Source organism: Pseudomonas trivialis (genome assembly GCF_036864995.1).
Lineage (GTDB): Bacteria > Pseudomonadota > Gammaproteobacteria > Pseudomonadales > Pseudomonadaceae > Aquipseudomonas > Aquipseudomonas trivialis.
The window spans coordinates 722,921-737,987 of the sequence record NZ_CP142151.1 but is presented as its reverse complement, the minus strand read 5'-3'; the positions used below and the strand labels follow the sequence as shown (position 1 = coordinate 737,987).

Genomic DNA, 15,067 nt, shown 5'->3' with positions numbered 1-15,067 from the left:
TCCACGGGTCAAAATGTGGGAGGGGGCTTGCTCCCGATAGCTGCGCCTCGGTTTATTTGCCCAATGGAATCTTGGGCGCCCAGGTCAGCCACTCATCCTCAAACTTGTCGAACAACGGGAAGGTCTGCTGCGGCCGCGCTGCATTGCCCATCCGCTCGCCATCCGGCGTGGCGAAGGCGATACCGCCGGCGACCAGTGTCTCCAGGGATTCGGTGCGCACCGTCGCGCCCTTGAACAGGCCGAAGTCCACGCCAAAACCACTGGTGTTCCAGAAGCGGCTGCCGCTGCGAACCAACGGTGCGTACTTGGGCTCGATCAGGATGTGCACCAACACGCGGTCGGCAGTCTGGCCCAGCTCGTAGCCGGTGACCTTGCCCACGGTGACTTCGCGGTAGGTCACCGGTACGCCTTCCTTCAATGAACCACGGCGCGCGGCACTGAGCACCAGACTCAAGCCTTGTTCCTGGCGCACGGCCTCGGGTGGCTGGGCCAGGGCGACGAAGTTTTTCTGCGGGCCCGCATTTTTCGCCGCAGGCTGCACTTCGATGTATTGCCCGGTCACCAGGGTTTCCAGGTTGGCGGTTTTCATCAGGCCCAGTTCCGGCTTGACCACCCAGAACTGGCTGCCGGCACGTGCGATGCGGTCGGCCACCTGGGTGATACGTGCCTTGAGCAGCACCGATTGCATGTCGGCACTCAGGTCGACGCTTTCGATCTTGCCCACGTCCAGCCCTTTGAAACGTACCGCCGTACCCGGGCGTAGGCCATCGGCGCGATCAACCTTGATAGTCACCAGTGTGCCGTGTTGATTGGCAGCATCGCGGTCAGGGAACAGGCGGAAGCGCGGGATGTGTTTTTTCAGCGGCACATTCGGCTCAGGTGTTTCGAACGCGATACCGCCGGCCATCAGGCTGACCAGGGATTCGCTCTTGACCTGGATGCCGCTGGTGAGGCCACCGGTCAGAGTGACGCCGCTGGCATTCCAGAAACGCGTCGAGCCGTTGACCAGGTTTTCGTATTCTTTCTCGATGTGTACGCCAATCACCAGTTGCTTGTTCTTGCGCGAGAACTGGTAGCTCTGCACCGAACCGACCTTGACCTGCTTGTAGAGAATCGGGCTGCCGACATCCAGGGAGCCGAGATTGTCGGTGAATAACACCATGTGCAAACCTGGGGAACGCAGGTCCAGGGGGGCGCCTTCGCGCGGGCGACATATTCGCGCTGGGGCGTGGTGCCTTTGTCGCCTGGGCGGATGGCGATGTAGTTACCTTTGACCAGGGCTTCCAGGCCGGTGATGCCGGCCAGGGATATCGACGGCTTGACCACCCAGAACTGGGTATCCTGGACCAGATAGTCTTCGGCCAATGGGTCGAGGGTCAGTTCGGCACTGGCGCTGGACAGGTCCGGGTCGATCTTCAGGGTTTTCAGGCTGCCGACCTGGATGCCTTTGTACATCACCGGCGTGCGACCAGCCTGCAGGCCTTCGAAGTCGCTGAGCTTGACCTTGACTCGGATGCCGGCGGCGGCGGCGTCGAAGTCTTCGTACAGACGGAATGGCAGGCTGGGATCGGTGGGCGGGCTGTCCTTGCGATTCTCGGGGGTGGCAAAGGCGATACCGCCGGCGACGATGCTGGACAGCGACTCGCTGCGCACCTTTACTCCGGACAGATTGGCGTCGATGCTGATGCCGCTGGCGTTCCAGAAGCGCGTGTGTTTACGCACCAGGTGGGCGTAGGTCGGTTCGATGTAGAGCTTGATCTCGACGGTGCTCTGGTCTTCGGACAACAGGTAGCTTTTAACCTGGCCGACCTGGATCTGCTTGTAGAACACCGGACTGCCACGGTTGAGCGAGCCGAGGCGATCGGCCTTGACGGTGATGTGCAAGCCGGGCTTGGCGTCGGACAGCGGCGGCTCTTCGGAGAGCGCCTTGAATTTGCGCGTGGGCTCGCCGTCGCCAGGGCTGGCGGCGATGTAGTTACCCGACACAAGGGTTTCCAGACCAGTGATGCCGGCCAGCGTTACGCTGGGCTTGACCAGCCAGAAGCGGGTATTGGTCTTGAGGTATTGCTCGACGTCCTTGCCCATCTCGATGGTGGCAATTACCCCTCGATTGTTGCCCTCGTCGTCGAGCGCCAAGGCCTTGACCTTGCCCACAGGCATGCCTTTGTAGACCACCTCGGTCTTGTTGACCTGGATGCCTTCACCGCTTTCAAAGCGCACCTGGATCTCGATACCCTGCTGGGAATAGGCGCGCCATCCGAGCCAGCCGCCAATGATCAGCGCAATCAGGGGCAACACCCAAATGGCCGACCAATTGGAGGCAGGGCGGGTTTTAGCTTTAGGCAAATCACTCATGGTCGTCGTCCGACTCCGTGTTATCCCAAATCAGTCGGGGATCGAAAGTTACAGCGGCAAGCATCGTCAAGATCACCACACTGGCAAACGCCGCAGCGCCGAGATTGGCTTCGACGCTGGCGAGCCGCCCAAAGTTTACGACCGCCACCAGGATGGCGATCACGAAGATATCCAGCATTGACCAGCGGCCAATGAATTCGATAAAGCGGTACATGACAATGCGTTGTTGTGCGGACAGCGGTTGGTGACGCTGCACCGAGAACAGTAGCAGACCAATGCCCACCAGCTTGAACGTCGGCACCAGAATACTGGCAATGAACACCACGGCAGCAATAGGAAACATCCCATGCTGCACCAGTTGGATCACACCTGCCATGATGGTACTGGGCTCGCCCTGGCCGAGTGAGTTGACGGTCATGATAGGCAACAGGTTGGCGGGGATATAGAGGATCGCCGCAGTGACCAGCAACGCCCACGTGCGGGTTAGGCTGTTGGGCCGACGCGGATGAATCAACGCACCACAGCGGGTGCACGTTTGTTCATCGGTGTCCGGCTCTTGTGTATTCAGTTCATGGCATTCGGTACACACCAGAATGCCTGCATCAATCGCCCGCATGATCATCCTCTCCTGACAACGCTTGCCAGATCTGGTGCGGCGACATCACCACCTCAAGCAGAACCTGAACCACTAATAGACTGATGAAACAAACGAGACCCACGCCAACCGTGATGGAAGCCATATCGGCGAGCTTGACGATCGCGACCAGCACGCCCATCAGGTAGACCTCCAACATCCCCCAATCTTTCATGTGATGGTAGATGCGGTATAGCAGCAGCCCGTAATTGCGGCCGATCTTCCAGCGAATGCTGAGTAGCACGGCCAACTGGCAGAGCAGCTTGAGCAACGGGATACCCATGCTGCACAGGAACACCACGATTGCGACGCCTTGCATACCGGTATCGAACAGGCCGACGACGCCGGTCCACACGGTGTCCTCTGAGGTCTGCCCGAGTAGATTGAGCTGCATGATGGGCAGAAAGTTCGCGGGGATGTACAGCAATAGTGCAGCGATCACCAAAGCAAGGCTGCGCTCAATGACATTGTGGCGATGAGCGTACAGCTCATAACCGCAACGTGGGCATTGGGCTTTTTCGCCTCGGGCAAGCACAGGTTTGCGCATCAGCAAGTCGCACTCATGGCATGCCACCAGATCGTCCAGTGGTAAGTCAGACACCTGTGGGGCATCAACCGGCTCGGGCATGGATAGGGCTCTTACTCTAAAAAGGTTAGGCGCCTATTCTAGTAGTCTGGTTCAGAAATAACTGTGCAATTTTGTAGGCGAAGGCTTACCTGACTTTCCAATCGCCCAAAACAAAACCCCATCTGCTTTCGCAAATGGGGTTTCGGAATTTAATCTTGACGATGACCTACTCTCACATGGGGAAACCCCACACTACCATCGGCGATGCATCGTTTCACTACTGAGTTCGGGATGGGATCAGGTGGTTCCAATGCTCTATGGTCGTCAAGAAATTCGGGTACTGAGTCGTGACCAGATGGCCTCGCTTCAGCAAATTGGGTATGTGACAGCTGTCGGTGTTTTGTGAGCGTCGAACTTTCGGTTCATCTCGTCTTCACACACCGCAATCTGATGCTTCTACTTGTTTCCAAGTCAGGAGTAGTCAAATTGCTTGGGTGTTATATGGTCAAGCCTCACGGGCAATTAGTATTGGTTAGCTCAACGCCTCACAGCGCTTACACACCCAACCTATCAACGTCGTAGTCTTCGACGGCCCTTCAGGGAACTCAAGGTTCCAGTGAGATCTCATCTTGAGGCTAGTTTCCCGCTTAGATGCTTTCAGCGGTTATCTATTCCGAACATAGCTACCCGGCAATGCCACTGGCGTGACAACCGGAACACCAGAGGTTCGTCCACTCCGGTCCTCTCGTACTAGGAGCAGCCCCTCTCAAATCTCAAACGTCCACGGCAGATAGGGACCGAACTGTCTCACGACGTTCTAAACCCAGCTCGCGTACCACTTTAAATGGCGAACAGCCATACCCTTGGGACCGGCTTCAGCCCCAGGATGTGATGAGCCGACATCGAGGTGCCAAACACCGCCGTCGATATGAACTCTTGGGCGGTATCAGCCTGTTATCCCCGGAGTACCTTTTATCCGTTGAGCGATGGCCCTTCCATACAGAACCACCGGATCACTAAGACCTACTTTCGTACCTGCTCGACGTGTCTGTCTCGCAGTCAAGCGCGCTTTTGCCTTTATACTCTACGACCGATTTCCGACCGGTCTGAGCGCACCTTCGTACTCCTCCGTTACTCTTTAGGAGGAGACCGCCCCAGTCAAACTACCCACCATACACTGTCCTCGATCCGGATAACGGACCTGAGTTAGAACCTCAAAGTTGCCAGGGTGGTATTTCAAGGTTGGCTCCACGCAGACTGGCGTCCACGCTTCAAAGCCTCCCACCTATCCTACACAAGCAAATTCAAAGTCCAGTGCAAAGCTATAGTAAAGGTTCACGGGGTCTTTCCGTCTAGCCGCGGATACACTGCATCTTCACAGCGATTTCAATTTCACTGAGTCTCGGGTGGAGACAGCGCCGCCATCGTTACGCCATTCGTGCAGGTCGGAACTTACCCGACAAGGAATTTCGCTACCTTAGGACCGTTATAGTTACGGCCGCCGTTTACCGGGGCTTCGATCAAGAGCTTCGCGTTAGCTAACCCCATCAATTAACCTTCCGGCACCGGGCAGGCGTCACACCCTATACGTCCACTTTCGTGTTTGCAGAGTGCTGTGTTTTTAATAAACAGTCGCAGCGGCCTGGTATCTTCGACCGGCATGAGCTTACGGAGCAAGTCCTTCACCCTCACCGGCGCACCTTCTCCCGAAGTTACGGTGCCATTTTGCCTAGTTCCTTCACCCGAGTTCTCTCAAGCGCCTTGGTATTCTCTACCCAACCACCTGTGTCGGTTTGGGGTACGGTTCCTGGTTACCTGAAGCTTAGAAGCTTTTCTTGGAAGCATGGCATCAACCACTTCGTGTTCTAAAAGAACACTCGTCATCAGCTCTCGGCCTTAAGATCCCGGATTTACCTAAGATCTCAGCCTACCACCTTAAACTTGGACAACCAACGCCAAGCTGGCCTAGCCTTCTCCGTCCCTCCATCGCAATAACCAGAAGTACAGGAATATTAACCTGTTTTCCATCGACTACGCTTTTCAGCCTCGCCTTAGGGACCGACTAACCCTGCGTCGATTAACGTTGCGCAGGAAACCTTGGTCTTTCGGCGTGGGTGTTTTTCACACCCATTGTCGTTACTCATGTCAGCATTCGCACTTCTGATACCTCCAGCAAGCTTCTCAACTCACCTTCACAGGCTTACAGAACGCTCCTCTACCGCATCACTTACGTGATACCCGTAGCTTCGGTGTATGGTTTGAGCCCCGTTACATCTTCCGCGCAGGCCGACTCGACTAGTGAGCTATTACGCTTTCTTTAAAGGGTGGCTGCTTCTAAGCCAACCTCCTAGCTGTCTAAGCCTTCCCACATCGTTTCCCACTTAACCATAACTTTGGGACCTTAGCTGACGGTCTGGGTTGTTTCCCTTTTCACGACGGACGTTAGCACCCGCCGTGTGTCTCCCATGCTCGGCACTTGTAGGTATTCGGAGTTTGCATCGGTTTGGTAAGTCGGGATGACCCCCTAGCCGAAACAGTGCTCTACCCCCTACAGTGATACATGAGGCGCTACCTAAATAGCTTTCGAGGAGAACCAGCTATCTCCGAGCTTGATTAGCCTTTCACTCCGATCCACAGGTCATCCGCTAACTTTTCAACGGTAGTCGGTTCGGTCCTCCAGTTAGTGTTACCCAACCTTCAACCTGCCCATGGATAGATCGCCCGGTTTCGGGTCTATTCCCAGCGACTAGACGCCCTATTAAGACTCGCTTTCGCTACGCCTCCCCTATTCGGTTAAGCTCGCCACTGAAAATAAGTCGCTGACCCATTATACAAAAGGTACGCAGTCACCCAACAAAGTGGGCTCCCACTGCTTGTACGCATACGGTTTCAGGATCTATTTCACTCCCCTCTCCGGGGTTCTTTTCGCCTTTCCCTCACGGTACTAGTTCACTATCGGTCAGTCAGTAGTATTTAGCCTTGGAGGATGGTCCCCCCATATTCAGACAAAGTTTCTCGTGCTCCGTCCTACTCGATTTCATGACTAAGAGATTTTCGCGTACAGGGCTATCACCCACTATGGCCGCACTTTCCAGAGCGTTCCGCTAATCTCAAAGCCACTTAAGGGCTAGTCCCCGTTCGCTCGCCACTACTAAGGGAATCTCGGTTGATTTCTTTTCCTCAGGGTACTTAGATGTTTCAGTTCCCCTGGTTCGCCTCTTACGCCTATGTATTCAGCGTAAGATAACCATCTTATGATGGCTGGGTTCCCCCATTCAGACATCTCCGGATCAAAGTCTGTTTGCCGACTCCCCGAAGCTTTTCGCAGGCTACCACGTCTTTCATCGCCTCTGACTGCCAAGGCATCCACCGTATGCGCTTCTTCACTTGACCATATAACCCCAAGCAATCTGGTTATACTGTGAAGACAACATTCGCCGAAAATTCGAATTTCTCAGTTAAGAGAACTCACAAATTTTACCTTAGCCTGATCCGTTACCAGTGAAAGTAACGTTCAGTCTATCTTTCTATCACATACCCAAATTTTTAAAGAACGATCTAATCAAAGACTAGAAATCAACATTCACCATCATCACAATGGAATGCTCATTTCTAAGCTTTCATACAACAGAAGCAGTAGTGGTGGAGCCAAACGGGATCGAACCGTTGACCTCCTGCGTGCAAGGCAGGCGCTCTCCCAGCTGAGCTATGGCCCCGTATTTCTACAGGCGTTTCCCACACAAAATTGGTGGGTCTGGGCAGATTCGAACTGCCGACCTCACCCTTATCAGGGGTGCGCTCTAACCAACTGAGCTACAGACCCAATTTCGGGCTGCTTCTTATCGTCTTCTTCAATGAATCAAGCAATTCGTGTGGGAACTTATGGAGCAGCTGATGTCGTCGATTAAGGAGGTGATCCAGCCGCAGGTTCCCCTACGGCTACCTTGTTACGACTTCACCCCAGTCATGAATCACACCGTGGTAACCGTCCTCCCGAAGGTTAGACTAGCTACTTCTGGTGCAACCCACTCCCATGGTGTGACGGGCGGTGTGTACAAGGCCCGGGAACGTATTCACCGCGACATTCTGATTCGCGATTACTAGCGATTCCGACTTCACGCAGTCGAGTTGCAGACTGCGATCCGGACTACGATCGGTTTTGTGGGATTAGCTCCACCTCGCGGCTTGGCAACCCTCTGTACCGACCATTGTAGCACGTGTGTAGCCCAGGCCGTAAGGGCCATGATGACTTGACGTCATCCCCACCTTCCTCCGGTTTGTCACCGGCAGTCTCCTTAGAGTGCCCACCATTACGTGCTGGTAACTAAGGACAAGGGTTGCGCTCGTTACGGGACTTAACCCAACATCTCACGACACGAGCTGACGACAGCCATGCAGCACCTGTCTCAATGTTCCCGAAGGCACCAATCTATCTCTAGAAAGTTCATTGGATGTCAAGGCCTGGTAAGGTTCTTCGCGTTGCTTCGAATTAAACCACATGCTCCACCGCTTGTGCGGGCCCCCGTCAATTCATTTGAGTTTTAACCTTGCGGCCGTACTCCCCAGGCGGTCAACTTAATGCGTTAGCTGCGCCACTAAAAGCTCAAGGCTTCCAACGGCTAGTTGACATCGTTTACGGCGTGGACTACCAGGGTATCTAATCCTGTTTGCTCCCCACGCTTTCGCACCTCAGTGTCAGTATTAGTCCAGGTGGTCGCCTTCGCCACTGGTGTTCCTTCCTATATCTACGCATTTCACCGCTACACAGGAAATTCCACCACCCTCTACCATACTCTAGTCAGTCAGTTTTGAATGCAGTTCCCAGGTTGAGCCCGGGGATTTCACATCCAACTTAACAAACCACCTACGCGCGCTTTACGCCCAGTAATTCCGATTAACGCTTGCACCCTCTGTATTACCGCGGCTGCTGGCACAGAGTTAGCCGGTGCTTATTCTGTCGGTAACGTCAAAACAATCACGTATTAGGTAACTGCCCTTCCTCCCAACTTAAAGTGCTTTACAATCCGAAGACCTTCTTCACACACGCGGCATGGCTGGATCAGGCTTTCGCCCATTGTCCAATATTCCCCACTGCTGCCTCCCGTAGGAGTCTGGACCGTGTCTCAGTTCCAGTGTGACTGATCATCCTCTCAGACCAGTTACGGATCGTCGCCTTGGTGAGCCATTACCCCACCAACTAGCTAATCCGACCTAGGCTCATCTGATAGCGCAAGGCCCGAAGGTCCCCTGCTTTCTCCCGTAGGACGTATGCGGTATTAGCGTCCGTTTCCGAACGTTATCCCCCACTACCAGGCAGATTCCTAGGCATTACTCACCCGTCCGCCGCTCTCAAGAGAAGCAAGCTTCTCTCTACCGCTCGACTTGCATGTGTTAGGCCTGCCGCCAGCGTTCAATCTGAGCCATGATCAAACTCTTCAGTTCAAACATCTTTGGGTTTTTAAGAAACCCTAAACTTGGCTCAGCAATCGTTGGTTATTCTTTGATTTCTCGCGGAGTAACTTGTGATGCTGATAATCTTGTTGACTATCAGTCTGACTCCACAAGCACCCACACGAATTGCTTGATTCAGTTGTTAAAGAGCGGTTGGTTAAGATCTTTCGTCTCAACCGAGGCGCGCATTCTACAGCAGCCTCATTTGCTGTCAAGTGATTATTTTCAGAAGCTTTCGAAGAATTCTTCAACAACTTCAACCACTTGCGCTTCCGATCTCTCGTCAGCGGGAGGCGAATTCTACAGCGTTACACGCTGCTGTCAACACCTCTTTTTCTGCGCTTTCGACCGAGAAGATCGAAACGTTAATAGCGCCAAACAACACTGCACTACCAACTCCTTCTGGGCTTCGATGAACTGAAGCAACTCGCTGTCGAATCTTGCATAACTACTTGTTTACCAAGGAGTTTTCCGTTTCGACTGCGCCGGAAGTGGGGCGAATTATAGACTTCCAGAATCTGCCGTCAATACCTATTTTCATCTTTCTGTCATAAACCCCAAAAACAAAAAAGCCGGCCCAAAGGGGCCGGCTTTCATCGCATCCTACAAACTAGGGAAAGCAAACTGCGAAGCTTCATGACTGGCCCGCTGCGGCCAGCGCTGGGTGATCGCCTTGCGACGCGTATAAAAGCGCACCCCGTCGGGCCCATAGGCGTGCAAGTCACCAAACAGCGAACGCTTCCAGCCACCAAAGCTGTGATAGGCCACCGGTACCGGCAGTGGAACGTTCACACCCACCATGCCCACCTCAATTTCGTCACAGAACAAACGCGCCGCCTCCCCGTCACGGGTAAAGATGCACGTACCGTTGCCATACTCATGATCGTTGATCAGTTGCATCGCCGCTTCCAGGCTGCTCACTCGCACTACGCACAGCACCGGCCCGAAGATCTCTTCCTTATAGATACGCATCTCGGGTGTCACACGGTCAAACAGACTGCCGCCCAGAAAGAAGCCCTGCTCATTCCCGGCAATGCTCAAGCCGCGCCCATCCACCACCAACTCAGCACCCGACGCCACGCCGTCTTCTATATAGCCGCTGACCTTGTCCCGCGCCTGCCCCGTCACCAACGGGCCCATATCCAGGCCGCACGTAGTGCCCGCACCAATCTTCAGTGCCTTGATCTGCGGCACCAGCTTGGCGATCAACGCATCCGCCACCTGGTCGCCCACGCACACCGCCACCGAGATCGCCATGCACCGCTCACCGCACGAACCATAGGCAGCGCCCATCAGGGCACTGACGGCGTTGTCCAGATCCGCGTCCGGCATCAGCACCGCATGGTTCTTCGCACCGCCCAACGCCTGAACGCGTTTACCGCGCCTGGTCGCCTCGGCATAAATGTACTCGGCAATCGGCGTCGAACCCACAAAGCTCAGCGCCTTGACCTCCGGCGCTTCAATCAAGGCATCCACCGCCCCTTTGTCGCCGTGCACCACACTGAGCACGCCCTTGGGCAAGCCGACCTCCTGCAGCAATTGCGCGATCAACAGCGTTGAGCTCGGATCACGCTCCGACGGCTTGAGGATGAAACAGTTACCGCACACGATCGCCAGCGGGTACATCCACAACGGCACCATCGCCGGGAAGTTGAACGGCGTAATACCGGCCACCACGCCCAACGGCTGGAAATCCGACCAGGCATCAATATTCGGCCCCACGTTGCGGCTGTACTCGCCCTTGAGAATCTCCGGCGCCGAACACGCGTACTCCACGTTCTCGATCCCACGCTTCAACTCACCGGCGGCGTCTTCCAGCGTCTTGCCATGCTCCTCGCTGATCAACTGCGCGATACGCGCCTCGTTCTGCTCCAGCAATTGCTTGAAACGAAACATCACCTGCGCCCGCTTGGCGGCCGGCGTATTGCGCCAGGCCGGGAACGCGGCCTTGGCGGTGTCGATCGCACTTTGAATGGTTTCGCGACTGGCCAACGGTACCTGGCGGATCACTTGGCCGGTGGACGGGTTGTACACATCAGCCGTACGGCCGCTGTCGCTGACCCATTCACCGTTGATCAAATGCTGGATAACGCTCATGCAGGGCTCCTGAAGAATTGTTCTATAGAGAAGGAGAAAATCAATCGATCTTGCGTAGCACTTCGCCGACGGCATCAAACAAGCGATCCAGGTCCTGCGCTTTGCTGTTGAACATTGGCCCGAACTGCAAGGTGTCTCCGCCAAAGCGCACATAGAAACCGGCCTTCCACAACGCGATACCCGCCTCGAAGGGACGCACAATCGCATCACCATCACGCGGCGCAATCTGGATGGCACCGGCCAGGCCGTAGTTGCGGATGTCGACCACGTTCTTGCTGCCCTTCAAGCCATGCAGCGCATTCTCGAAGTGAGGTGCAATGTCGGCCACGCTCTGCACCAGGTTTTCCTTCTGCAACAGGTCGAGCGCCGCCAGGCCCGCAGCGCAGGCTACCGGGTGGGCCGAATAGGTGTAGCCGTGGGGGAACTCCACCGCGTACTCCGGCGTCGCCTGGTTCATGAAGGTTTGATAGATCTCACTGCTGGCGACCACCGCCCCCATCGGGATTGCGCCGTTGGTAACTTGTTTGGCGATACACATCAGGTCCGGCGTCACGCCGAAACTGTCGGCGCCGAACATTGAGCCGGTACGGCCGAAACCGGTGATCACTTCATCGAACACCAGCAGGATATTGTGCTGATCGCAGATCTCGCGCAGACGCTTGAGGTACCCCTGTGGCGGCACCAGCACACCGGCTGAACCCGCCATCGGCTCGACAAATACGGCGGCGATATTCGAGGCGTCGTGCAACTCGATCAACTTGAGCAACTCATCGGCCAACGCAACGCCGCCCTGCTCCGGCATACCCCGGGAGAACGCATTGCTCGCCAGCAACGTGTGAGGCAGATGGTCAACATCCATCATGGCCTGACCAAACATCTTACGGTTGCCATTAACCCCGCCCAGGCTGGTACCGGCAATATTCACACCGTGATAACCACGGGCGCGGCCGATCATCTTGGTCTTGGTCGCCTGGCCTTTCAGGCGCCAATAGGCACGTACCATCTTCACGGCGGTATCGGCGCACTCGGAGCCCGAATCGGTGAAGAACACATGGTTCAGGTTGCCCGGGGTCAGCTCGGTAATCTTTTCCGCCAACTGGAAGGACAACGGATGACCGTACTGAAAGCCCGGCGAGTAGTCCAATGTGCCCAATTGTTTGGCCACCGCTTCCTGGATTTCCTTGCGCGTGTGCCCGGCGCCACAGGTCCACAGGCCCGACAGGGAGTCATACACCTGGCGCCCCTTGTCATCCGTCAACCAGCTACCTTGCGCTGCCACGATCAGGCGCGGGTCACGCTGGAAACTGCGATTGGCGGTATACGGCATCCAATGCGCATCCAGCTTCAACTGGCTGGCAAGGGACGATGGGGCGTTTTCGGGCATGTTCATCAGCAAAACCTCGCAGGGCAAACGGCAGCGTCGGGATCGAAAAAGTGTAGTTGCGAGTAAATTGCCATGGCGATAAAGTCAATAAAATCCAACTTTTCTAACCTTCAGTCAGGCCTTCACTAAACTATGAGCAGTCGCAGGCCAGATCCCCTCGCTCAAGTCAGCGACTTCGATATCCGCCTGCTGCGCATCTTTCGCAGCGTGGTCGAATGTGGCGGTTTTTCGGCGGCGGAGACCGTACTCGGCATTGGCCGCTCGGCCATCAGCCAGCAAATGAGCGACCTGGAGCAACGCCTCGGGCTGAGACTCTGCCAACGTGGACGCGCCGGGTTCTCGCTGACCGAAGAAGGTCGCGAGGTCTACCAATCCGCCTTGCAACTGTTGAGCGCGCTGGAAAGTTTTCGCACCGAGGTCAACGGACTGCACCAGCACCTGCGCGGCGAGTTGATCATCGGCCTCACCGACAACCTGGTCACCCTGCCCCACATGCGCATCACCCACGCCTTGGCGCAATTGAAAGAACGCGGCCCGGACGTGCAGGTCCAGATCCGCATGATCGCCCCCAACGAAGTGGAACAAGGCGTACTCGACGGCCGCCTGCATGTCGGCGTTGTACCCCAGGCCAGCGCATTGTCCGGCCTTGAATACCAGCCGCTGTACAGCGAGCGCTCACTGCTCTATTGCGCGGTCGGCCACCCGCTGTTCTACGCCGACGACAAACAGCTGGACGATGCCCGCATCGACAGCCAGGACGCCATCGCGCCCACCTTCCGCCTGCCCGCCGAGATCCAGGCGCACTACCAGGCCCTGCGCTGCACGGCCAGCGCCTCCGACCGTGAAGGCATGGCGTTCCTGATCCTCACCGGGCGCTATATCGGTTATTTACCCGACCACTACGCCAGCCTGTGGGTGCAACAAGGCCGACTGCGCGCGCTGAAATCGGCTACACGTTTTTACGATTTGAGCCTGGCATCGGTCACGCGCAAAGGCCGTCGCCCTCATTTGGTGCTGGAAAGCTTTCTCGAAAGCCTCGCCGCGACCCGCTGACTCGGGCCTCGAGCAAAAAGCTGAGCAACTGGACAGCTTTTTGCAAGGACGCAACTACCTTGAACCGTCCGCCTTGAGTTGACCCACCATGCCCCCAGAATCCTTGAGCCCCAGCGACCTGATCTACGGCCTCGACGACCGCCCGAAACCCGCACCGGCCCTGCTCGCCGCCCTGCAGCATGTGCTGGCCGCCTTCGTCGGCATTATCACCCCGCCGCTGATTATCGGTTCCACCCTGGGCCTCACCGCCTACTTGCCCTACCTGATCAGCATGGCATTGATGGTTTCCGGCGTGGGTACATTCATCCAGGCACGCAGGCCGTTCGGTATCGGAGCCGGCATGATCTGCCTGCAAGGCACCAGCTTCGCGTTTCTCGGCGCAGTGCTGTCAGCAGGTTTTCTGGTGAAACAACGCGGCGGCAGCCCCGAGGACATCATGGCGATGATCTTCGGCGTGTGTTTCTTCGGTGCCGCGGTGCAGATCGTGCTCAGCCGCTTCATCGGCCAACTGCGTCAGGTAATCACCCCGCTGGTGACCGGCATCGTGATCACGTTGATCGGCATCAGCCTGATCAAGGTCGGCATCACCGACCTGGGCGGCGGCTTCAACGCGCCCGATTTCGGCGCGCCCACCAATTTGGCGCTCGGCCTGTTCGTGGTGCTCACCATCATCCTGCTCAACCGCTCCGCTACGCCTTGGGTGCGCCTCTCGGCCATCATCATCGGCCTGGCTCTGGGCAGCCTGGCCGCCTGGTTCAGCGGCAGACTCGTCCCACAGGCGCTGCCGGACTTGCCCTGGGTCAGCGTGCCGATCCCGTTTCGCTTCGGGTTCAACTTCGACTGGAGCGCCTTCCTGCCAATCGCGCTGATTTATCTGATCAGCAGCATCGAAACCGTGGGCGACCTCACCGCCAACTGCATGATCGCCCGCCAACCCATCAGCGGCCCTTCCTATATAAGCCGACTCAAAGGCGGCGTACTGGGCGACGGCGTGAGCTGCATGATCGCCGCCACCTTCAGCGCCTTTCCCAACACCACCTTTGCGCAGAACAACGGCGTGATCCAACTCACCGGTGTGGCCAGCCGTTACGTCGGCTTATATATAGGCGTACTGCTGTTTTGCCTCGGATTGTTTCCGCTGATTGGCGCCGTGTTGCAGCAAATCCCCAAACCGGTGCTGGGCGGCGCGACCCTGGTGATGTTCGGCAGCGTGGCCGCCGCCGGCGTGCGCATCCTCGCCCAGGCCCCGCTGGACCGGCGCAGTATGCTGATCATCGCCACCTCGTTCGGCGTCGGCCTGGGCATCGCCGCCCAGCCCAATCTGCTGCACCTGATGCCCACCCTGGTGCAGAACCTGTTCGACTCGGCCATCACCAGCGGCGGCTTGACCGCTATCGTGCTGTGCCTGCTGTTGCCCGAAGCCAAGGCGACATCGGTAGCCGCAAACCTGGCAACCGAAAGCGACACCCTGGAACCGCTTTGACGGTTTTATTGCATCAGGACTTGTCTGAGGCTTGAGGGTGGG

Annotated in this window: 6 protein-coding genes, 2 tRNA genes, 3 rRNA genes and 1 pseudogene; 2 read left to right on the top strand and 10 right to left on the bottom strand. The window is 56.6% G+C overall.

The window, feature by feature from the left end; genetic code table 11:
- Window positions 1-52: 52 nt before the first annotated feature.
- The 10 genes and pseudogenes from VRB54_RS03055 to VRB54_RS03010 all read right to left on the bottom strand — a co-directional run bounded on the left by VRB54_RS03055 (window position 53) and on the right by VRB54_RS03010 (window position 12,495).
- Window positions 53-2,355, bottom strand: a pseudogene (locus VRB54_RS03055) (MlaD family protein).
- A complete protein-coding gene (locus VRB54_RS03050) occupies window positions 2,348-2,971 on the bottom strand; it encodes a paraquat-inducible protein A (RefSeq protein WP_057007050.1) in 624 nt (207 codons plus the stop codon). Before VRB54_RS03050 ends, VRB54_RS03055 begins: the two are co-directional and overlap by 8 nt.
- Complete coding sequence (locus VRB54_RS03045; protein ID WP_338479480.1) at window positions 2,958-3,617, bottom strand: paraquat-inducible protein A; 660 nt, start codon at window positions 3,615-3,617, stop codon at window positions 2,958-2,960. The genes VRB54_RS03050 and VRB54_RS03045 overlap by 14 nt, the downstream gene beginning before the upstream one ends.
- Before the next feature lie 153 nt (window positions 3,618-3,770).
- Window positions 3,771-3,886 (bottom strand): 5S ribosomal RNA (rrf, locus tag VRB54_RS03040).
- A 172-nt stretch (window positions 3,887-4,058) separates the two neighbouring features.
- A 23S ribosomal RNA gene (locus VRB54_RS03035) occupies window positions 4,059-6,950 on the bottom strand.
- Between the two features lie 247 nt (window positions 6,951-7,197).
- Window positions 7,198-7,273 (bottom strand) — tRNA-Ala (locus VRB54_RS03030).
- Window positions 7,274-7,303: 30 nt separating this feature from the next.
- A tRNA-Ile gene (locus VRB54_RS03025) sits at window positions 7,304-7,380 on the bottom strand.
- Window positions 7,381-7,462: 82 nt separating this feature from the next.
- Window positions 7,463-8,999, bottom strand: a 16S ribosomal RNA gene (locus VRB54_RS03020).
- The 16S, 23S and 5S rRNA genes sit together here with 2 tRNA genes alongside, the layout of an rRNA operon.
- Before the next feature lie 612 nt (window positions 9,000-9,611).
- On the bottom strand, window positions 9,612-11,105 hold the full coding sequence (locus tag VRB54_RS03015; RefSeq protein WP_338479479.1) for a CoA-acylating methylmalonate-semialdehyde dehydrogenase: 1,494 nt from the start codon (window positions 11,103-11,105) through the stop codon (window positions 9,612-9,614).
- A 40-nt stretch (window positions 11,106-11,145) separates the two neighbouring features.
- Window positions 11,146-12,495: an aspartate aminotransferase family protein gene (locus VRB54_RS03010; RefSeq protein ID WP_338479478.1), complete on the bottom strand. Its 1,350-nt coding sequence runs from the start codon at window positions 12,493-12,495 to the stop codon at window positions 11,146-11,148.
- Between the two features lie 126 nt (window positions 12,496-12,621).
- Here VRB54_RS03010 and VRB54_RS03005 point away from each other — a divergent pair, with 126 nt between their 5' ends.
- On the top strand, window positions 12,622-13,542 hold the full coding sequence (locus tag VRB54_RS03005) for a LysR family transcriptional regulator (RefSeq protein WP_338479477.1): 921 nt from the start codon (window positions 12,622-12,624) through the stop codon (window positions 13,540-13,542).
- Between the two features lie 88 nt (window positions 13,543-13,630).
- A complete protein-coding gene (locus VRB54_RS03000) occupies window positions 13,631-15,025 on the top strand; it encodes a nucleobase:cation symporter-2 family protein (protein ID WP_338479476.1) in 1,395 nt (464 codons plus the stop codon).
- Window positions 15,026-15,067 lie beyond the last annotated feature (42 nt).

Coding starts and splice junctions, on each gene's coding strand:
- VRB54_RS03050 (WP_057007050.1), bottom strand. CDS start 2,971: ATGCGGGCGATTGATGCAGGCATTCTGGTGTGTACCGAATGCCATGAA.
- VRB54_RS03045 (WP_338479480.1), bottom strand. CDS start 3,617: ATGCCCGAGCCGGTTGATGCCCCACAGGTGTCTGACTTACCACTGGAC.
- VRB54_RS03015 (WP_338479479.1), bottom strand. CDS start 11,105: ATGAGCGTTATCCAGCATTTGATCAACGGTGAATGGGTCAGCGACAGC.
- VRB54_RS03010 (WP_338479478.1), bottom strand. CDS start 12,495: ATGAACATGCCCGAAAACGCCCCATCGTCCCTTGCCAGCCAGTTGAAG.
- VRB54_RS03005 (WP_338479477.1), top strand. CDS start 12,622: ATGAGCAGTCGCAGGCCAGATCCCCTCGCTCAAGTCAGCGACTTCGAT.
- VRB54_RS03000 (WP_338479476.1), top strand. CDS start 13,631: ATGCCCCCAGAATCCTTGAGCCCCAGCGACCTGATCTACGGCCTCGAC.